Here is a 20,321-nt window from a genome sequence, read left to right on the forward strand (position 1 = left end):
CCGATGGCCGGCCCGGCCGAACCGCTCGCCGGGGCCACAACCGTTCAGGTCGGCCCGGCTCCGGCCGATGAGCAGAGTGACGCCGGACGCGGAGTGAGTGTTTAGTGACTGATACAGGGCTGACCGGCCTCGAATTGGTCGACGAGCTCGGCCGGGGCGCGTTCACCATGGTCCACCGCGCCCGGCGCGGTGACCGCTGGTACGCGGTCAAACGGCCCCTCGCCGACGCGAGCGAATATCCGGCGATCCGGACCGAGCTGAGCCGCGAGGCCGCGCTGCTGGCCTGCATCGACGACCCGGGCGTGGTCCGGGTGCACGCGGTCGGGGACCTCGACGGCGTACCCACGCTGGTGCTGGACCACCTGACCAGCGGATCGCTCGCCGACCAGCTCGGCGCCGGGGTGCTGGCCGAGAAGTGGGTCGTCGCGATGGCCGCCCGGCTGGCCCGCGGCCTGGCCGCCGCGCACCGGCTCGGCCTGGTGCACCGCGACATCAAACCGAGCAACATCATGGTCGGCCCGGACCAGCCGGCCACCCTCATCGACTTCGGCCTGGCCCAGGTCGGGGCCGAGACCGGCGACACCGACGAGGCCGTCGGCACCTTCCTCTACTCGTCGCCGGAACAGTCCGGCATGCTCAAGCGCCCGGTCGACGGCCGCTCCGACCTCTACTCCCTCGGCGTGGTGCTCTACGAGTGCCTGGCCGGCCGGCTGCCGTTCGAGGCCGACGACGTCGGCGAGCTGCTGCGGATGCACCTGGCCGCCCCGGTGCCCGACCTCACCGAACTGCGCCCGGACATCGACGCGAACCTGCTCGCCCTCGTGTACCGGCTCCTCGCCAAGGACCCCGACGACCGCTACCCGGACGCCCGTGCGCTCCTGGCCGACCTGCGCGACTGCCCCGGAGGCGAGGCGGCCGCGCAGCCCGCCGTCACCGGCTGGCCGCTGCGGGGCCGCGCCACCGAGGCGGAACGGCTGAGCCGCCGATGGGAGCGGGCCCGGGCCGGGCAGGGCGGCGTCGCGGTGATCCGCGGTGCGGCCGGCTCCGGCCGGACCCGGCTCGCCGAGGAGGTCGCCGCCGAGGCGTCGGCCGCCGGGCTGCCGGTGTTCTGGGCGACCTGCCGCCCCGACGAGGAGTCACCGCTGGCCGCGGCCCGGGAAGCGGTCGCCTCCTGGCGGGCCTCGGTCCGCCGGCTGTCGCCGGAACGGCGGGCGGCCGTCGACGAGCAGATCGCCGAGGCCTCCGCGACCGCCGGCGCCGGCCTGATCGCCCGGCTCTTCGGCGACCTGATCCCGGCGACGGCCGGCGAGCCCGCCCTCGGCGGCGACGAGCACGTGCTCGGCGCCGGAGTGGTGTTCCTCGGCGAAGTCGCCACCCGGACCGGTGGGCTGTTGCTCGTCGTCGACGACGCCCAGCACCTCGACTCCGGCACCCGCCAGTTGCTGGAGAAACTCGCCGCCGAGATCGCCGGGCTGCCTGTCCTGATCGTGCTCACCGCCCCGGACGACGCCGCCGACCCGGCCGCCGGCATGGAGGGCGTCGGCGCGCTCACGGTGACCTGCGCCCCGCTTCCGGCGTCCGCCGTCGCCGACGTGATCGCCTCCCGCCTGCCCGGCGCCGAGGTCACCGTGGAACTGGTCCGGCACGTCATCGCGCGAACCGACGGAACCCCGCTCGCGGTCGTCAGCTACCTGTTGCGGCTCCTCGACGCCGGCCTGCTCAGCCCGATCTGGGGCACCTGGCGACTGGACATCCACGGCGCCGACGCGCTGCCCCCGGCCGCCGACGTCCGCGACCTGATCGCGGCCCGGCTCACCGGGCTGCCCGAGGACATCCTGAACTGCCTGACCGTGGCCGCCGCGGCCGGCATCCGGTTCCGGCCGGAGACCCTGTTCGAGCTCGACGAGCCCGACAAGGTGCTCGGCGCGCTCGGCGCCGCGGCCGAGCGGCACGTGCTGGAACCCCGCCCCGGCGGCTGGTACGCCTTCGTCCACCCCCAGTTGCGAGACATGCTCCTGGACCGGGTCGACGCGGCCGGGCTCCGGCGACTGCACGCCGACCTGGCCGGGGCGCTGGAGCGGCAGCCGGAGGAACTACGCGACGAGGGGCACGCGTACGCCGTCGCCCGTCACCACCGCCGCGCCGGCGACGCCGCCGCACCCGAGGACCGCCGCCGCAGCGCCGCGATCGCCGGCCGCCGGGCACTGGCCGACCAGTCCCCGGCCGAGGCGATCGAATACCTGACCGACGCCGTCGACGGCGACCCGGCGCCCGGCACCGACCTGCTGCACGCGCTGGCCCAGGCCTATCTGCGGGCCGGCCGGTTCGGCGAGGTGGACGCCGTGCTGGACCGGGCCCTCGCCGGCGAACCGGATCGCCTGTGGCGGGCCCGGCTGCTCACCACCCGCATCGAGCTGTTCCACACCATCTGGGACGACGACCGGGCCCTGGAGACGACCCGGTCGGCGCTGGCCGAACTGCGCCGGCCGCTGCCCGGGGCGGGGCTGCTCGCCCTGATCCAGACCCTGTTCATCGCGATGGCGGGCGGGCTCGTACGGCGTACCAAAGTGGGTTATGGAACCGCGCGGAGCCGCGACCGGGAGAAGCAGGCCGCGCTCGCCGCCGTCCTCGACGCCGGCGGCTATGCCGCGGCGGTCGGCCTGCGGCTGCGGGAGGCCGGCACCCTGGCCCTGCGCGCCCTCTACGCGGTGAACCGGCTCGGCCCCTGCCCGGAGTACGTCCGCGTCTACGCCCTGATCGGCTATGTCGCCGCGGTGATCAAACTGCGCGGCACCAGCGACCGCTGCCTGCGGCGCGCTGGCGACGTGGCCGCGAAACTGGGCGACCCGGGCCTGGGCGCCTATGTGGAGTGGATGCACGGCGTCGCCCTGCTGTTCAGCGGCGCCGACGACGGCAGCATCTGGGAGAAGACGATCACCCGGAACGCCCGCTGGTACGGGCCCGCCCAGGTGATCCCCGGCTACGCCGCCCTCGGCCTGCGCTTCCTGCTGCGCGGATACGTCGACGAGGCGGCCCGCGAGTACGAGCGCGGCATCCAGCGCCTCGCCGACCAGCAGCAGGCGCTCGGCACCTCCATCGGCATGCTCAGCGTGATGATCCCGGCCGGGCAGAGCCGCTTCGGTGACGCCGCCGCCGCCCTCAAACGGCTCCGCGAGGCCTTCCCGCCCGGCACCGGCACCCGGGTGCAGCGGGCCAACATGCTCACCGCCGCCGCCTGCGTGCTGATCGAGCAGGGTGAGGTGGGCCAGCCGCTGGACGACGTGTTCGACGAGTTCCACGCGCTCAAGCTGCGCCGGAGTGAACTGATGCCGCAGCACCGCTGGATCTTCGTCTACCAGGCGCAGGCGCGGCTCATCCAGTTCCGGTACGCCGCCGACGCCGACCGCCCGGCCCGGCTCGCCGTGGCCCGCAAGGCGATCCGCGCACTGGGCCGGGTCGGCGGCACCCCGCTGCTGCGGGGCGTCTATCTGACCACCAAGGCCTCCCTGCACCTGGCGGCCGGCGAGCCGGAGCGCTGCATCAAGCTCGCCGACGAGGCCGAACGGCGGCTGCGCAAGGTCGACGCGCCGTTCATCCAGTACGAGGCGTTCCGCATCCGGGCCCGGGCCATGCGTGCCATGGGCATGGCCAACGAAGCCGACCGGCAGGCCCGGTTCGCTCTCGGGATGGCCAACTTCCACGGCTGGGAGCAGCGGCGGCGGCAGACCCGTACCGAATTCGGCGTCGACGAGGGCGCCGGCACGCACCGCCGGACCGTCGCCGAACGCCGCCCCGCCTCCGGCCGCAACCGCCACCTCGACGCGTTGCAGCAGGTCGGCACGGCCGCCGCGACCATCCTCGACCCGCAGCAGCTGGCCAGCGTGGCCCTCGACGAGATGCTGCGCATCCTCGGCGCCGAACGGGCCATCTTCTTCCTCGTCGACGAGAGCGGCGACCCGGTCCGCTACGCCGGCCGCGACGTCTCCGGCGAACTCGAGGAGACCAGCGAGTACGGCGCCAGCCTCGTCCGCCGCGTCGCCGAGACCGGTGAGCCGCTCGTCGTCACCGGCACCGAACAGGGCGCCGCCCTCGGCTCCCGCAGCGCCGTCGTGCACGGGCTGCGCAGCATCCTGATCGCGCCCGTCCAGTTCAAGGGCCGCCTCGTCGCGGTGGTCTACCTCGACAGCCGGCTCGCCCGCGGCATCTTCACCGACGACGACGTCGCCGTCCTCACCGCCGTGAGCAGCCACGTCGCGGTGTCGCTGGAGACCGCCCGGGCCGCCCAGCTGCACTCGGCGGTGCAGGCGGCCCGGCAGCAGCAGGCGCTCGCCGAGATGCTGCGGGCCAGCCTCGCCGAACTCAGCGCCATCCTGGAACCGGACCGCCTGCTGCGCCAGCTCTGCGCCACCCTGCAGGTGCAGCTCGGCGCCACGGCCGGCTGCCTGGTCAGCCGGGAGGGGGAGGTCCTCGCCGTCGTCGGTGCCACGCCGCAGGAGATCATCGGCACCCAGGTCCAGTTGCCCGCTCCTTCGGCTTCCCCGGCCTCCGGTTCTTCCGTGGCCTCCGCTGCCGGCGGCGCGGCGCAGTCGTCCGGTTCCGGTGAGCTGGGCGCGCCCGACCTGCTCGACCCGGCCGAGACCGCGGGGGTACGCGAAAGGCTGCTCGCCGGAGCGCCGACCGCGCTCGCCGTCCCCCTGACCGGGCGCGACGGCCCGGTCGGCCTGGTCCTGCTCGGCGGCGGCGGGCTCGACGACACCAGCCGTCAGGTGGCGGCGGCGCTGGCCACCCAGGGCATGGCGGCGTACGAGAACGCCCGCCTCTTCAGCCGTGTCCAGGAACTGGCGACCACCGACGAACTGACCGGTCAGCACAACCGGCGTCACTTCTACGCGATCGCCGGCGCGCTGGTCCAGGCGGCGGCTCGCAACGGGCGTCAGCTGGCCGCCGTCATGCTCGACATCGACAAGTTCAAGTCGGTCAACGACACGTACGGCCATGGGGTGGGCGACGAGGTCATCCGGACCGTGGCCGCCCGGATCCGCGGCTGCCTGCGCCATTCCGACGTCCTGGGCCGTTACGGTGGTGAGGAGTTCGCCGCGGTCCTGCCCGACCACGACGGTCACGCCGCCGACCTCGCCGAACGCGTCCGCCTGGCCGTCTCCGCCGAGCCGATCCCCACCCAGGCGGGCCCGCTCCCGATCACCATCAGCGTCGGCCTGACCAGCCTCACCCCCGGCGACACCAGCCTCGACGAGCTTCTGGCCCGAGCCGACCACGCTCTCTACCGCGCCAAGGAGTCCGGCCGCAACCGCGTGATGATCGACTGACGCGCCCGTCCCACCGTCGTTCCCGTCCCACCGTCAACGCCTGGCCGGGGACGGCTTCGCCGTCGGGTGGGTGGCACCGCTGTGCCGCGTAGGTCCGCCGAGGGTCCTCGTGAGTCGGGCTTTTTCCTGAATACCGGATGAATCAGGCGCCACTCCAGCACCCTGGGGAGTCGTGAAGAGAATCCTTCCGGTGCTGCTCTGCGCCGTGTCCGGCCTGGTCCCCGCCCAGCCCGCCGTCGCGGGGCGAGCCGCCGCCGGTGACCAGCCCGCCGTCGCCGGTCGAGCCGTCGCCGGTGACCAGCGCGTCGTGGCCGTGCCGGGCGCTGGCGTGATGCCGGGTGCTGCACGGACACGAGCCGCCGTGGCCAAGCGGGCCGCGCACGTGATCCGGCCCGGGGACACGTTGATCCGGATCGCCGGCCGGCATGACGTCCGCGTCGCCGATCTGCGGAAGTGGAACGGGCTCGCGGCGACGGAGCCACTGCTGATCGACGGGATGCTCCGGCTCACCGCGCCCGACGCACCGCTGCCCGCCTGGGCGACCAGGGTCATGATGGTCACCGCCGCCGAGGCCAACGGCGACCCGGCCAAACAGTGCCCGGTGCCGGCGACCGACCTGCGCCGGATCTGGGTCCGCTACCTGGGCTTCGACGGCCGAGCCCACGACGGCAACGTGATCATGCATCACACGCTGGTGGGGCAGACACAGCGCGGGTTCGAGGCCCTCTACCGCCGGCGGTTCCCGATCATGGCGATGTCGCCGGAGGTCGTCCCGGACAAGACGGTGCTGACGATGGGCTACGAATGCCGGTACGTCGCCGGGACGACGAAGTGGTCGCAGCACTCCTACGGCCGGGCGATCGACATCAACCCGCGCCAGAACCCGATGATCCGCGGCGATTACCTGGACCCGCCGAACGCCGCGACATGGCTGGCCCGGGACCGCTACTGGCCGGGCATGATGCACGAGGACGGCGCGGTGCTCGCCTTCACCGACGAGGGCTTCGCGTGGGGCGGCCGCTGGAAGACCTTGAAGGACTACATGCACTTCAGCACCACAGACCTCTGATGACCTGGCCATATGCTCTCAGGCACAATGCAATCTTGCTCTACCTGGCACATCCATAGCCTGAGCTGGACCCAGGCGTCCGCCACCGTCCACAGGCGTCCGGTGCGGTCACCGGCGACTGTCACTCAGTTAGTCACCCGGATACTTCCTGTGGCATAGAAGTGTTCGATACTGTAAACCCCGCCATTCGATACATCAGCTTGGTGCGCTCATTGGAGAAGGCTGAAGTTTATTGCACTCCTCGACGGTGGTACACCGAATCAGCACGTTCCGCACACCGGGAAGGGCTTTAATGTCGTCTTCCAGGGCGGAGTCCCTGACCTGACGGATCGCCGCTTGATCCAGCATCGTCACCACGAATCCCGCTGGCAGTAAATTAGGATCGATGTCCGAAAAAGCTGTGGGTTCGGACACCTCCCGCCTAAAGCGGTCACGAAATGCCGCGCCGTCCTCGTAGACGACGCTGCTCACCCCTGGTATAGCCTGCAGCCTCGCTTGCACGTTTGTCCTATGCTCATCCGAGGCATTATCGAGCATAAAGACGGTGAAATAGGCCCTTTCCTTCAGAATGCTTTCGAGGCGCTCTTCTTCATCATTCTGAAAGAGGCCGCAGGCCGCCAAACTTACTGTTTGCAGCAGGGCAACGATGATTATCGCAAATCGACGCACGCGGCGGAGGATACCAGGGATGGTGGTTGGCATGCCCGTTAACCCTGACCGCTAGGGCCGCAGAGGCTCACGACTCAAGGGCGGCCGCGTGCGGCCGTCGCATGCGACGCGTTAGCGCCCTTGATCGTGAGTGCGGCCCGGACACACTGCGCGCCGCCGCCCAGGCACCGACGGCCGCAACGCGCGTTGCACCCCGAACGCGGGCAGCTCGGCCGCGTCGCCCAGGTCCCCGCAGCGGTCGGCCGCCGGCCACCTTATAGTCGCGGCCGGTCTGTTCATTCTCGTGGTCGAGGAGAGACCTGAGCATCTTCTGGATTTCGGCGGCCAGGCGGACGTTGCCATGCGCGATGTCGAGAATCTCGTCAGGCATGAGCACCCATCCCGGTCAGCGGGTGGTCGTAGCCCGCTTTTCCGCCGAAGGTGGGCAGTTTGACCGTGTCGAGGTCGCTGAGTGTGCGGTCTAGCACTGCACGAAAGCCCTTCACCGCTGAATCCGCATAGGCGAGGTACTTCGTGACCTGCGCCCACATAGCGAGGATGTTGGCCGCTTCCGCGGCTGTGACGCCGTACCCCACCGCCCCGCCTATGCCTGATGCGGCAGTGGCGGTGCCGGCCGCCGCTGCGATGCCAGCGATGAGGGCTGCATCGCACATACCTTTGATGAGACCGCCGATAGCGTCGCCGGCCGCCCAAACGGCGTCGGCCATAGTCCGGTACGCAGCGCCCATCTCCGCCAGTGGCGCGCGAAGCTGGTCGATCGAGGTGGCGAAGTCGGTGAAGTATCGATAGGCAGCGTCTCCGGCATTACCTTGCCAGACTTGCTGTAGCGAGGTGGCCCCCGACTGGACGTTGAAGGCGAGATCATGCACAGCGGCCGCCGCATTGGTCAAGACCGGCTGCATCTGGGCGAAGACCTCCCAGTCGCCGAAGATCTTCTTCTGCACCTCTTCGACCGGGTCGATGCCGAGGATGATGTCGAAGCCCTTCATCGTCCAGGCGGTCGGGCTGATGTAATCCATCCATCCCAGTTTGTTGACGGGGGTGTCGGGCTCCGGGTCGGGCTTCTTGAGGAGCTGTTCGGGTGCCCGCGAATCGCTGAAGGGCAGTGGTGGGCACACGGCGATCTCGTGCTCGATCGCCGTCGGGCACCATTCCCCGCTCGCTGGCAGCGCGCGGTCGAGGTTGGTCGCCGCCGCAAGGTCTGTGCTCCGGTAGTACTCCGCCGCCGAGCGAAGCTCCGGTACCGAGTAGTCGAGCATGCACGTCACGCGGTTGAAGGCGCCCTGGATCAGCGCGACGGCGTGCTGGTTTCCCTCATTGGCGACGCCGATCAGCTCGCCACCGGTGCCGTCCATGGCGTTCTTGGTGATGTACTCGCTGATGGCCAGGGAGTCGTCACGCGCCCGACCTATCTGATCCGCGTACGACACCAGCGCTTGTGGCTCCACATCCAAGCTGCTCACGAACCACTTCCGACGACGACCGCCAGTCCCGCGAGACCCAGGCCGGTAAAGGAGACCGCCGCAAGAAGAAGCCCGAGCACCAACTTCGGGTAAGGCCGGCTGAAGTAGACCCCCGCCCCGCAGACACCGCCCACCGCGCACGCCAACGCTGGCACAAGCCGCGCGCCGTCGCTCTCCCCCCACGAAACGGACAGCACGGCGAAGATGCCGATGAAGACACACACGCTTGCGATCGTGGAGCGCAGGTTCCAGTACGCCGTCCGCTGGAGCCTCTCCACCGACTCCTGATACCTCGCCGCGACTGCTTCGCGTTCCTCAGGCGTGCCACGTCGATTCCGACCGCTCTTCTGTGCCATGACACAGACCGTAGCGATCGACGAAATTGATCGCTGTCCCGAGGGCGCTGGTTGTCATGCCCTGCAAACTCTCAGACCGCGGTGAACCGGCAAGCCGGACAAAGCGTTATGCCGATAAGCGACAGCCGTTCTCATCTGTGGTTAGGCGGGCTCTCAGGCAACCAGCAGGGGCGTCGGACCTCGTAGGACACCCGCTTTGATGTGAGGTTGTGGGAACCTGTCGGATTGTCTACTCAATGCCCAGGTTCCGCTTCCGGAGGGCGGCCATTAGCGTCAGTCTATGGCCCGTCGCTCTTCCAAGGTCGCTGGGCGTGCGATCGGCTTTATGCGGGCCGTCCTGGCCGCTCTCTTTTGGATGTCCGACCAGCGTCGTCTTGCGATTTCGACGCGCTGGCCATGTTCGTGCCGTACCTAGCCTTCGTCGCCCCATTTAAGTGTGGCGGCTACACCCCCCCGCCAGCGGCAGGCGTGCCGCAACATTGGCCTCGGCCTGCTTATCGGGTGCTATCGCCATCGGTTCGATCGCCTCGGGCGAATCTTCGACCGCGATCGGACGGCGGCCCGGTACCCGGTATCCGGTACCCAGGCCAGTCTGTCCGGAATAGAGAGTGCAGAGCATGCGCCGTCCGGATGGACGCGCAGAACGGTCACTACTTCGAGAACGGAAACGAAATGGTCAGAACATTGCGAACCAGAACCCGACGAGCCGCCGCGACGATCATTGCAGGGCTGCTGCTGGCGACCGGCCAGGGGATCGTCGACGCGCGTTCGTCAGACGCGAGCGCTCCGTTGTCCGAGTACTGCTTCGAGGACGCCGACTGGTACATACTTAGGAACTACAAGTCGAGGAAGGTCCTGCAGCCCCGCGACAGTGTCACCCACAACGGCGCCAAGATTGTCCAGTACCCCGAGCGCCCCGAGTCGTTGTCGGGCTACCAGTACTGGTGCCGGATCAGCGACGGTGACTACGAGAGCTTCGAGAACGTGCAGGCCGAGAAAAACCTCGGCATCGACGGCGGCAGCAACGCGAACGGCGCCGCGGCCATCCAGGCCTGGCCGACCGGCGCGGTGAACCAGGACTGGCTCAAGCGCTCGACCGGCTACCCGGCGGGCGTCGTCGCTCTGGTCAACCGCAAGAGCGGCCTGTGCCTCGGTATCTCCGGCGGAAGCCTCAACAACGGGGCGCAAGCCGCCCAGTTCTTCTGCGATGGCTCGCCCAACCAGGGCTGGGAGATCGTCTACCGGCTGGGACCGGTGCGGGGAAGCGTCAATCGCGACTTGACACGTGGTTCGTGATGACGACGAGTCGGTGTCGGGGTTGGCGGCGTGCACCCTGTGAGGGCTGAGCAGCGTCTGCATGGCCGCGAGCGAGTGGGTTCGCCCGTAATGTCACGTCGTGAAGATCTTCTTGCTCTGGCATGTTCGGCACGCGCCCTTTGTCGATGGCAGTCCCACGCGACACCGCGACGAGAGCGGAGAACTCGACTGGGACGAAGAGGAGGGCGACGATCTCAAGATTCTTGGCGCGTACTCGACCGAGCGGAAGGCCGAGGAGCGGATCGCGCGGGCGCGGCTGCTGCCCGGCTTCCGGGATGAACCGGACTGCTTCCTCATCGATCAGTACACGGTTGATGCGGACAGGTGGACCGACGGGTTCGTCACCGTCGCGGCCAGCGAGTAGCAGCACCCCCCACGTTCGTCGAGGTGGCTCGGGTTTGCGGGCTTTGAAGCGGCCGACCGGGTTGATCGTGGTGCGCACGACGTCAGCGAGCAACTGGTCTGCGTCGTAGACCCGAAAGGTGCTGTCGGCTTCCTCGACAGTGACCGTCTGGCCGGCATGGCCAATGCCGACGTGGATGCGTTGCCCAGCAACGCTGATGCTGCCCCGATCAAGCCGTCAAACGCCACCGGCATTGACGGAGGTCACGTAGAACTGAGGTACTAAAAGGCAGGTCGCATGCCATGCAGAAGGGTCCTGACCAGCATGATCCAAGTCCGCAGACGAAGAACATGCACTTCAGAACCATAGACCTCTGACGGCGTCCTGCAGCCGCGACCGCCGCCACCCCTCCCGTGCCGTAGCCGAGAAACGTCGCGGCGCGGGTTGGGGCCGCTTAGGCGACGGCTGGGGTGTTGGGCCGTAGCGGGTGCGTGTCGCGGCGCGGGTTTGCCGTGGCGGGGGGACGGTTGGGGTGGTCGGCCGCCGCTGGCGCGTGTGCTGGGGCCCGTCTCCGCCGGGAGCTGGAGCGGTCGGAGACGGGCCTTCCTGATCAGGCCTGGGCGGGCCGGCCCGTGTCCGTCGGTGATGACGGGGCCGCGGAGGCGGGGTCGGGCGCTGGGGGCAGGACCGGGTCCGGGGCGGCGGCGGGCGCGGGTGGGGTCTCGGTGAGCTGTTCGCGGAGGTAGTTCCAGAGGACGGCGATCATCGCCGCCACCGGCACCGCGAGCAGCGCCCCCACGATGCCGTAGAGGCTGCTGCCGAGCGTCACCGCCAGCAGCACCACGCCGGCGTGCAGGCCGAGGCCGCGGCTCTGCACCATCGGCTGGAAGACGTTTCCCTCGAGTTGCTGCACCACGATGATGATGGCGAGGACGATCAGGGCGTCGGTCCAGCCGTCGGTGACGAAGGTGATGATGACGGCGACGAAACCGGCGAACAAGGCGCCGACGATCGGTACGAACGCGGTCACGAACGTGAGCACGGCGAGGGGCAGGGCGAGGTCGACGCCAAGGATGGCGAGGCCGACTCCGATCAGGACCGCGTCGAGGAGGCCGACGAGGGCCTGGGAACGGACGAACGCGCCGAGCGCGTCCCAGCAACGGCCGGCGACCGTGGGCACGTCGTCGGAGAGACGGCCGGGGAGCTGGCGGCTGAGCCAGGGCAGGAAGCGCGGCCCGTCCTTGAGGAAGAAGAACATCAGGAACAGCGCGAGGATGGTGTTGACCACCCCGCTGAACACCGAGCTCACTCCACTGAGGGTGGCCGTGGCGATGCTGCCGACGCTGGCCTGGAGTTTGTCGACCCCGGTGTCGAGGTAGGTGTTGACCTGGGCGTCGCTGATGTTCAGGGGCGGCCCGGAGGCCCAGGAGCGCAGCTCCTCGATGCCGGTGCCGATCTGTTGGACGAGTTCGCCGGATTTGGCGCCGACGGGCGCCACGATGCCGACGACGGTGCCGACGGCGACCAGCAGGAACAGGAGTGTCACCACGCTGGCGGCGAGGGCCGGTGGCCAGCTGTGGCGGCGCAGGAACCGGGCCGGCGGCCAGGTCAGTGTGGTCAGCAACAGCGCGATGACGACCGGCCAGATCACCGACCAGGCGCCGCCCAGTATCCGCAGCGCCACCCAGGTGGCCAGCAGGACCAGCAGCAGTTGCAGCGAGATGCTCGCCGATGTGCGCAGCGCGCCTCGCGTCTTTCTCGGATTCAGCCCGGTGCCCATGTGATCACCCTAGGGACTTCGGGCAGGGGCCGCGCACTGAGGCGCGCGGCCCCTGGGCCAACTACAGCTCTAGCGCGAACTTCAGGAGGTCCCCGATGCGGAACTGGCCGGTGGCCGGGGCGATCGGCGTGGTCGGCCGGAAGCCCGGGTTGACCCTCAGGTAACCGGACTTGTCGGCGTCGAGGATGCCGAGGATCACTTCGGCGACGATGCGGCCGCCGACCGGGCCGAGCCGTTCGCCGGCGTGGCTGAGCTCGGCCTCCTTGAGGATGTAGAACCAGAGCGGCGCCTTGCCCTGCCAGCCCGGGTTGGCGGGGTCGGGGAGGCCGAGCTGGGTGTTGGTCAGCGGGGTGATGCCCATCCGGGCCGCGACGTCCTGGCCGGCGGGCAGGCCGAGCCGGCTGCCGCGGAGCAGGTTGCGTTCGGCGAGCGACGGGGTGTTGTCGTTGACCACGGTTCCGGGCAGGTTGAACAGCGGCAACGACAGCTTGCCGTCCATCCGGCGTGAGGCGTTCCGTGGAGCCGCCGGCTTGCCGGGAACGTCGAAGAAGTGCCACCAGTCGATCTCGAGGCGGGCCGGCAGTGGCCGGTTGCCGCGCAGGTCGGCGCCTTCCTGGCCGAAGATGGCGGCGAACGACGGCGTGGTGCGGGTGTTCATCAGGTAGCCGGCCCGGATCATGCTGTGCCCGAAGCGGTAGGCGGCGACCGAGTACTCGATCGGCATCATCGGGCGGTGCGGGTTCTTCGGCTTGTAGTACTCCCGCTTGACCCGGCCTTTGCCGTCGAGGAACCGGCCCACCACCTCGGGACCGACGATCTTGTCGAGGAAGTCGTGGATGATGATCCACTGGAAGTGCCAGCGGGTGAGCCGCTGAGCCTCGGCCAGGTTCTTCGCCAGCCCGGTCGTCAGGGTGCGGTTGTGGAACTTGGCGAAGGCCAGGTGGAGCTGGGCGACGATCAGGTTCTCGTCGTTGCGGGCGTCACCGATGAAGGCGCTGCCGTCGGGGCGGCGCGGAAGGTCGTCGACGCCGTTCGCGTTGCGGACGACCTTCATCCGGGTGCGGTCGGCCTCGTACAGCTCAGGGTCCTGGGCCGGGCCGCGTCCGTAGAGGGAGCCCAGGTCGAACAGCGGGGTGTCGAAGTTCGTGAGGGCGTTCGGGTCGGCCTGCGCCTGGTCGAGGGGTGTCCGGTCGAGCGTCATGTCGTGGTCGATGAACTGGCCGAGGAAGGTGAACCCGGCGGCGACACGGCCGTTGTCGAGGTCGGTCGGGTTGGCCGTGGAGGGCTCGCCCATCTGCGCGGCCAGTGAACGGAGCAGATCTTCCGGCGGCTGGTACGCGTCCGCGTTCTTGAACATGACCCCGAAGCGGCCCTCTTTGTCACGGCCGGCCTTGACGGCGATCTCGCTGCCCCGGTTGCCGGCCGCCGCGTGCTTCCAGTCGGCCGGCGCGCGGGGAGCGTCCGGGGCGGCGGCGTGTGCGGGGGTGGTCAGACCGGCGGCACCGGTGGTGGTCACCGTCGCCGCGACGGCAGCGGTTCCGGCGATGAGGGTGCGCCGGTCGATGTTCGTGTCAGCCATGGACAGGAAGGTAGCCAGGCATCAGGTGCTAATGCGACATGAGATGACACGGAAGGACTAATACCGTCTGGTCGGCCTAATCCGACAAGGCAACCTTGGCGTCGGACGGGGGAGTGCCCCGAATCCGGCGATGCCGAACGACGTTAGGCACCGCTGTGGCCACCAGGATCAGGAGCGCGGTGCCGGTGGCGCACCACATGATCGCCGGGAAGGTGTGCGGCGCCAGCCAGCCGGCGACCACCAGGAGCACGCCGGTGCCCGCCCACAGCGGCGCGGACGGCCACTTCGCCCCGGCCGCGACCTGGGCGTTGACCAGCACGTACACCACGGCGTAGATGGCGCCGGTAGCCGCGAAGACCGGCGCGTAACGGCCCAGGCCCACGTAGTCCGGTCCGCCGGCCACCCGGAACGCCAGCCCGCCGGCGATCGCGGACGCCGCCACCAGGCCCGCGCCCGAGGCGGTGACCAGGCCGATCGCCAGGATCAGGGCGCGGCGGCTGCCTTGCGCGAGGCGGGGCAGGGCCAGCACGGTGACCACCTGCGGCGCCCAGATCGCGCCCTTGGTCAGGACGGTGCCCACCGCGTACGCCCCGGTCTCGGCGGCCGGCAGCAGGGCCCGGGCCAGCAGCAGGTCGGCGTAGGAGACCACCAGCATGGCCAGCGTCGCCGAGCAGGCCGTGAAGACCTGCCGCGCGGTGATGTCGAGGCCGTTGCGGGCGCCGGGGACCGACCGGGTCAGCAGGCCCAGAGCGGGCGGGATCAGCAGCGCGGTCACGGTACCGATCAGCATCGAGCCGGTCAGGCCGGCGCCGAGGACCAGGCCGGCGCTCAGGCCCCCGTACCGGCCGGCGGCCTGGATCGCCATGCCCACCGCGAGTTGCAGGAAACGCTCGTCACCCTGCAGCTCGCCGACCCAGCGGCCGGAGGTGACGATGGCCCCGGTGTAGACGGCCAGCAGCAGGATCACCGTGGCCGGCACGTCCAGCAGCGGCCCGGCGGCCGGGGCCAGCAACGCGACCACCCCGGCGCACGCGCCGCCGGCGAGCCAGCCGGCTCGCCGGGCGGAGGTGCCGGGGTGCTTCGCCCGGTGCACCGCCACCGCGATCTGGAGACCCATGCCGGGTACCGCCACGATGCCGGCGATGGCCAGCACGGTCGCGAGCGCGCCCAGATCGGCGGGGGCGAGGGTACGGGCTCCCAGCACCGGCACGAGATAGCCGAGCGCGCTGGTGATCGCGCTGGCGACGGTCACCGCCGCGACGCCGATGCCGATCCGCTGCCCCGACGGGGCCGGTGTGGTTACAGCCGGCCCTCGTCGACCGCCTGCTTGATCCACGGGATCACCTCGTCCAGCATCGTGTCGAGGCTGGTCTCGGCGGTGAAGCCGAGGACCTCGCGCGACTTCGAGACATCCGGCACGCGCATGGCGACATCGTGGGCGAACGGGTCGTCGCTGACGTACCGGAAAGGAACGTCCGGGCCCTTGATCTTGCGCCAGATCACCTCGGCGAGCTGAAGCACGGTCGTCGACTCGGCGGTCGAGAGGTTGAAGTCGTCGTTGAGCGCGGCCTCGTGCTCGATCGCGGTCGCGATGCCCCGCGCCAGGTCGCCGCCGTAGGTGTAGTGCCGCACCTGGTCGCCGGCGCCGAGGATGTGCAGCGGGTCCTGACCCTTGAGCACCTTCTGCACCAGGTCCGGGACGACGTGCGACATCGCCAGCTTGACGTTGCCACTCATCACCTCGGCCGAGCCCAGCGCCCGGCCCTCGCCGATGCCGACACAGTTGAACGGCCGGACGATCGTGTAGGGCAGCTTGTACTGGTCCCAGGCGGCGCGGGCGTAGTACTCGACGGCGAGCTTCTGGAAACCGTAGGACGACTTGGGCGGCGGAACCTCGTTCTGGTCGCCCTCCTTGCTCGGCCAGCGGTCGGTCGACTCGAAGACCATCGACGACGACACGTAGGTGACCTTCTTGAGGGTCCCGTCGCGGTGCGCCGCGATCGCCGCGTCACACGACGCCGCCATGATCCGCTCGTTGGTGGCGAGAAGGTCGTAGGCGTACGCGTGGAAGTAGGAGATCCCGCCGATCATCGCGGCGCCGGCGACGAAGTGGTCGCACCCGGCCAGCAGATCGGTCACCAGGGCGACGTCGCGGGCGTCGCCCTCGACGAACCGGTAGTTCGGGTGGGTGTCGTAGCTGTGCGACACCGGGCCGTACTTCGAGAAGTTGTCCAGGCCGACGACCTCGTGCCCGCGGCCCAGCAACTCCTCGACCAGATAGCCGCCGATGAATCCGGCCGAGCCGGTGACCAGCACCTTCATGCGGGCGTGTCCTCCTTGTCACGGGCCTCCGCCGGAGCGGGGTCGGGCCTCTTCGCCGCCCAGCGGGCGGCCATCTGCTCGTCCGACATGCGCCGGCCGAACGCGAAAAAGTACCAGCGCAGATAACTCGGCATGAAACGGCCCACGTCGAAGTGTGACTCCCCGAGTTGCCGGTCGAGCCAGATCGTCGGGATCTCGGCCACCGGGCGCCGCAGGCGGGTCGCTTTCGCGGTCAGCTCGATGCCGATCTCGAAGCCGGTGTTCGACTCGATGCCGACCTCACGGACGAAATCGGTGTCGTACGCCTTGAAGCTGTTCGTGGCGTCGCGGGTGCCGACCCGGGCGAACAGTTTCAGCGTCTTCCCGGCCCACCGGGAGGCGATCCGCTTGAACCGGGGACCGCCGACCTGCTGCCCCCCGGGCATGTACCGGGACGCCGAGGCGACCACCACGCCCCGGTCGACGAGGCGGGCCAGTTCGTCGATCTGCTGGGGGTCGTCGCAGCCGTCGGCCATCGTCACCACCGCCACCGGCGCGCGTGCCGCGTCGATGCCGAACCGGATCGCGTTGGCGGGGCCGCGGCCGTACGTGTTCAGCACGGCCCGGACGCGCGGGTCGGTGCGGGCCAACTCGTGCACGTACGGCACCGTCGTGTCCTCGGGCATGTCGTGCACCACGAGGATCTCGGCCGGCAGCAGCACCTCGCGCAGGATCCGCTGCAGGTGGCGCACCACCTCGGGACCCTCGTTGTAGACCGGGATGATCACTGAAACCCGTGGTGGTGTCACACCCGTACCCCCTGTCCGGTCAGGCCCCACATGTCGATCAGCGGCTTGTCGGTCTCCAGATCGGCGTAGTCCGGGTGCGGCGAAGCGATCACGAGTAGATCGGCCCGCTTGAGGACATCGTCGAGTGGTAGGAAACGGTCGTCCCGAACGTATGGGTCGGTACAGAGCGTCTCTTTGGCCTTCAACGTCAAGATCTTGCGCAGTTTGTAAGCCAGGCTGTCGCGCGAGTCGTCGCTGCCGCCCTTGAACGCCATGCCCAGGATGCCGACGGTCAGTTCGCCGAGGTCGAAGCGGTCCTCCAGCCGGGACACCAGGTAGAGCGGCAGCCCCTCGTTGATCAGCATCGCCGAGTGGCCGAGCACGAAGTTGTTCCGGTTGAAGGCGGCCAGCTGCATCGTGTCCTTGAGCAGGCACGGGCCGGCGGCGAAGCCCGGCATCGGCAGGTCGGCCGCGCGCGGGTAGTCGAACGAGACCGCGTGCCGGATCCGGGCGAAGTCGAGGCCGAAGTCGTTGGCCATCATCCAGAACTGGTTGGCCGCGGCGAACTTCAGGTAGCGCCAGGTGTTGGTGTACAGCTTCGCCAGCTCGGCCTCTTCCGGCTCCAGCAGCACGATCGAGTCGGTGAGATGCCGGAAGAGCTTCTCGGCCCGGTCAAGAGCCTGCGGCGTACGCGCGGAGACGATCTGCGGCAGCGTGAAGAGCTCGGTCATCGCCTTGCCCTCGGCGATCCGCTCCGGGCAGAACGCCACGTCCACGTTGAGGCCGTGCTTGATCAGCAACTTCTCGGTCAGCGCGGTCACGCCCGGGTAGACGGTGCTGCGCAGCACGATCAGCTGGCCGTCGTGCAGGAACTCGACGCAGCGCTCGATCGCCCGCGGCACCGCGCCCAGGTCGGGGTTGAGGTGCTCGTCGACCGGGGTGCCGACCACCACGACCAGGGCCTCCGCGCGTCCCACACTCTCCGGCGCGGTGCTGGCCCGCAGCCGGCCGGCGGCCAGCGCCTCGGCGAGCGGCCCGGCCGCGCCGTTCTCGTCGAACGGCATGTCGCCCGCGTTGACCCGCGCCACCGCTTTCTCGTCGATGTCGTAGAGCAGCACGGACAGGCCCCGGGAGGCGAGCGCGATGCCCAGCGGGAGGCCCACTCGGCCACAGCCGCCGACCACGCAGACGTCCACGCCGGGAGCGTCCTGGGAATCGGTCATTTCGCCTCGCAATCGCCTGGGTGTCGCCGATCTGTGTCGGCTCTGTATCGGCTTGATGTCGGCTCGTGCAGGTTACTGGTGAGGAAACCTCGGGTCTAGAGGAACCTTGGACCCGGCAATTCGGTTCGCGGGAGGCGCGCTTGAGGTGTCCCGCTAAGGATGATCGAAAAGGGACCCGACCTGTCCAAAGGATCGAGGCTGTGGCAACCTGCTGAACGTGTCCTTGGCTCCGCAATCCGAGCGCAGCTCATCCTCCCTGCCGGTGGGCGGGAACCCGGTCCTCAGCGTCGGCCTGTCCGTGACCGCTGTGGCCGCGGTGCTCATCGTGGCCAGCGTGGCCGCGCGGGCGATGATCGCGCGCCGGGGATACCTCACCTACGACGACTTCCCGCTCGTCTCGATGGCGGAGAAAAACGGTCTGACGCCGGACTACCTGTTCACCCTGTTCAACAATCACCTGATGCCGGCCGGTCAGCTCGTCACCTGGCTGACGAACCACCTCGGCGGGTTCGGCTACGGGCCGTACCTGACGCTGCTCGTGGTGGCGCAGGCGGCCGTGAGCATCGCGTTCTACCGGTTGCTCCGCCTGATGCTGCTGCCCGGGTGGGCGATCCTGGTGCCGCTGTCGATCTTCTTGTTCAGCCCGCTGACGCTGGAGGCGACCTCCTGGTGGGCGGTCGGCGTCAACATGCTGCCGATGCAGCTCGCGATGGTGCTGGCGGTGGGTGCGCAGGTGAGGTACATGCGTACCCGCCGGCGCAAGCACCTGCTCACGCTGGGCCTCTCGATCGGGCTCGGGCTGATCTTCTTCGAGAAGGCGCTCCTCGCGGTCGCCCTGGTGTTCCTGCTGACGCTGTGCCTCTACACCCGGGGTGGGCCGTTCCGGTCGGTGTTCCGGACGGTGCGGGACTGGTGGCAGTCCTGGACGGTGCTCACCGCGATCTCGGTCGGGTTCCTGACCTTCTACCTGCTGCGGTCCACCTCCTCACTGCGCCGCCCGGCCTCGGTCGACGAGGTGATCACCTTCGTCGCCCAGATGTTCGGCAACACGCTCTTCCCGGGCCTGGTGGGCGGGCCGTGGACCTGGATGCCCGCGGGTGACGGCGCCCCCATCACCGCACCCGCCATCGTGGCCCGCTGGGGCGCCCTGGCCGTCGTGGCCGCCTTCATGGCGTTCACCGTGTGGCTGCGCGGCTCCGAGGCGTTCCGGGCCTGGCTGCTGGTGTTGCTGTACATCACCCTGGTCGCCGGCCTCCTCGGCGCGACCCGGCTCGGATCGGTCTACAGCGGCGTCGCCGGCGCGGTGCCCCGGTACATCTCCGACGTGGTCGTGGTCGCCGCGATCGCCGCCGGGGCCGCGTTGTGCGGGCTGCGGCGTGACGGCCTCACGACCGCTGCCGAAGCGGCGCCCGAGCGCCCGCGCGCGGCCCTGATCCACCACCGCAAAGCCCTGCCGGCGCTGGCCGGGGCCATCGTGGTGCTGATCGTCAGCGCGACGTTCACGGGCATCCGGTTCGGCGACGAGTGGGCGGTCAAGCGGGGCCGCGACTACCTGGCCACCGCGCGCGCCGACCTGGCCGCGGCTCCGGCCGGCACCGTGTTCATGGACCAGCCCGTCCCCGAGGACGTGGTGGGGCGGCTGTCGGCGCCCTACAACCTGCAGTCGGAGTTCTTCGCGCCCCTCGACGACGGCCCGGTCTTCGTGACCCAGGCCCGCCACCTGTCGGTGTTCGACAAGACCGGTCACGTGCGGCAGGCCTGGGTGAACGGCGTCGTCGCCCGTCCCGGGCCGGTGCAGGGCTGCGGGTACCGCCTCACCGGTCCGCCGGTGAGGATCCCGCTGGAGTCGAGCCTCATCGACTACTGGCACGTGGTGCGGATCGCCTACCTCAGCGACCGTGACACGGCGGCGACGATGCGCCTCGGCGCGGGCGAGATCATTCCCTTCGACGTGCACCGCGGCCTAAACGAGGTCTTCCTGCTGGCGCAGGGCGGCGGCGCCACCCTCGAGGTGGACCTCCTCGCCGAAGGGGCGGGCATCTGCACCGACGAGATCATGGTCGGCTCCGTCGTTCCGGCGCCCAAAGGGTAGTGCGCCCGGGGCCC

14 protein-coding genes are annotated in these 20,321 nt (G+C 69.8%); 5 read left to right on the forward strand and 9 right to left on the reverse strand.

Features of this window, described 5'->3' with window-relative positions; all coding sequences use genetic code 11:
* The first annotated feature begins 104 nt into the window (after nt 1-104).
* Nucleotides 105-5,327 (forward strand): diguanylate cyclase, encoded by a 5,223-nt coding sequence (locus QLQ12_RS28605; RefSeq protein WP_282763649.1) that lies wholly within the window; start codon nt 105-107, stop codon nt 5,325-5,327.
* Between the two features lie 172 nt (nt 5,328-5,499).
* Nucleotides 5,500-6,396, forward strand: a complete 897-nt coding sequence (locus tag QLQ12_RS28610; protein ID WP_282763650.1) for a M15 family metallopeptidase — start codon at nt 5,500-5,502, stop codon at nt 6,394-6,396.
* Nucleotides 6,397-6,591: 195 nt separating this feature from the next.
* Here QLQ12_RS28610 and QLQ12_RS28615 read toward each other — a convergent pair whose 3' ends face one another.
* The 3 genes from QLQ12_RS28615 to QLQ12_RS28625 form a co-directional block, all read right to left on the reverse strand.
* On the reverse strand, nt 6,592-7,098 hold the full coding sequence (locus QLQ12_RS28615) for a cell division protein FtsX (protein ID WP_282763651.1): 507 nt from the start codon (nt 7,096-7,098) through the stop codon (nt 6,592-6,594).
* Between the two features lie 329 nt (nt 7,099-7,427).
* A complete protein-coding gene (locus QLQ12_RS28620; protein ID WP_282763652.1) occupies nt 7,428-8,528 on the reverse strand; it encodes a WXG100 family type VII secretion target in 1,101 nt (366 codons plus the stop codon).
* Nucleotides 8,525-8,884 carry a hypothetical protein gene (locus QLQ12_RS28625; RefSeq protein WP_282763653.1) on the reverse strand — a complete coding sequence of 120 codons (360 nt, stop codon included), beginning with the start codon at nt 8,882-8,884 and terminating at the stop codon, nt 8,525-8,527. Before QLQ12_RS28625 ends, QLQ12_RS28620 begins: the two co-directional genes overlap by 4 nt.
* A gap of 630 nt (nt 8,885-9,514) precedes the next feature.
* Here QLQ12_RS28625 and QLQ12_RS28630 point away from each other — a divergent pair.
* Together QLQ12_RS28630 and QLQ12_RS28635 are read left to right on the forward strand one after the other, a co-directional pair.
* Nucleotides 9,515-10,180: an RICIN domain-containing protein gene (locus QLQ12_RS28630; RefSeq protein WP_282763654.1), complete on the forward strand. Its 666-nt coding sequence runs from the start codon at nt 9,515-9,517 to the stop codon at nt 10,178-10,180.
* A gap of 100 nt (nt 10,181-10,280) precedes the next feature.
* On the forward strand, nt 10,281-10,565 hold the full coding sequence (locus QLQ12_RS28635) for a DUF7336 domain-containing protein (RefSeq protein WP_282763655.1): 285 nt from the start codon (nt 10,281-10,283) through the stop codon (nt 10,563-10,565).
* A gap of 589 nt (nt 10,566-11,154) precedes the next feature.
* On the opposite strand, the gene QLQ12_RS28640 is transcribed toward QLQ12_RS28635, so the two are convergent.
* From QLQ12_RS28640 to QLQ12_RS28665, 6 genes are all read right to left on the reverse strand, one after another.
* The gene (locus tag QLQ12_RS28640; RefSeq protein WP_282763656.1) at nt 11,155-12,324 is read right to left on the reverse strand and encodes an AI-2E family transporter; all 1,170 of its coding nucleotides are present in this window, start codon (nt 12,322-12,324) and stop codon (nt 11,155-11,157) included.
* Nucleotides 12,325-12,385: 61 nt separating this feature from the next.
* The gene (locus QLQ12_RS28645) at nt 12,386-13,903 is read right to left on the reverse strand and encodes a peroxidase family protein (RefSeq protein ID WP_282763657.1); all 1,518 of its coding nucleotides are present in this window, start codon (nt 13,901-13,903) and stop codon (nt 12,386-12,388) included.
* A 76-nt stretch (nt 13,904-13,979) separates the two neighbouring features.
* Entirely contained in the window at nt 13,980-15,239 is a 1,260-nt protein-coding gene (locus QLQ12_RS28650) for a lipopolysaccharide biosynthesis protein (protein WP_282763658.1), read from the reverse strand.
* Nucleotides 15,203-16,225: an NAD-dependent epimerase/dehydratase family protein gene (locus QLQ12_RS28655; RefSeq protein WP_282763659.1), complete on the reverse strand. Its 1,023-nt coding sequence runs from the start codon at nt 16,223-16,225 to the stop codon at nt 15,203-15,205. The genes QLQ12_RS28650 and QLQ12_RS28655 overlap by 37 nt, the downstream gene beginning before the upstream one ends.
* A complete protein-coding gene (locus QLQ12_RS28660; RefSeq protein ID WP_407651606.1) occupies nt 16,222-16,992 on the reverse strand; it encodes a glycosyltransferase family 2 protein in 771 nt (256 codons plus the stop codon). The genes QLQ12_RS28655 and QLQ12_RS28660 overlap by 4 nt, the downstream gene beginning before the upstream one ends.
* Nucleotides 16,993-17,009: 17 nt before the next feature.
* A complete protein-coding gene (locus tag QLQ12_RS28665) occupies nt 17,010-18,215 on the reverse strand; it encodes a nucleotide sugar dehydrogenase (RefSeq protein WP_282763661.1) in 1,206 nt (401 codons plus the stop codon).
* Between the two features lie 262 nt (nt 18,216-18,477).
* On the opposite strand from QLQ12_RS28665, the gene QLQ12_RS28670 reads away from it, so the two are divergent.
* Nucleotides 18,478-20,307: a hypothetical protein gene (locus QLQ12_RS28670; RefSeq protein WP_282763662.1), complete on the forward strand. Its 1,830-nt coding sequence runs from the start codon at nt 18,478-18,480 to the stop codon at nt 20,305-20,307.
* The last annotated feature ends 14 nt before the right edge of the window (nt 20,308-20,321 follow it).

Source organism: Actinoplanes sandaracinus, assembly GCF_030009775.1.
GTDB lineage: Bacteria > Actinomycetota > Actinomycetes > Mycobacteriales > Micromonosporaceae > Actinoplanes > Actinoplanes sandaracinus.

What these genes read in the sequence shown, in the direction of transcription:
- QLQ12_RS28615 (WP_282763651.1), bottom strand. Translation starts at nt 7,098, where the DNA reads ATGCCAACCACCATCCCTGGTATCCTCCGCCGCGTGCGTCGATTTGCG.
- QLQ12_RS28625 (WP_282763653.1), bottom strand. Translation starts at nt 8,884, where the DNA reads ATGGCACAGAAGAGCGGTCGGAATCGACGTGGCACGCCTGAGGAACGC.
- QLQ12_RS28630 (WP_282763654.1), top strand. Translation starts at nt 9,515, where the DNA reads ATGGACGCGCAGAACGGTCACTACTTCGAGAACGGAAACGAAATGGTC.
- QLQ12_RS28640 (WP_282763656.1), bottom strand. Translation starts at nt 12,324, where the DNA reads ATGGGCACCGGGCTGAATCCGAGAAAGACGCGAGGCGCGCTGCGCACA.
- QLQ12_RS28645 (WP_282763657.1), bottom strand. Translation starts at nt 13,903, where the DNA reads ATGGCTGACACGAACATCGACCGGCGCACCCTCATCGCCGGAACCGCT.
- QLQ12_RS28655 (WP_282763659.1), bottom strand. Translation starts at nt 16,225, where the DNA reads ATGAAGGTGCTGGTCACCGGCTCGGCCGGATTCATCGGCGGCTATCTG.
- QLQ12_RS28665 (WP_282763661.1), bottom strand. Translation starts at nt 18,215, where the DNA reads ATGACCGATTCCCAGGACGCTCCCGGCGTGGACGTCTGCGTGGTCGGC.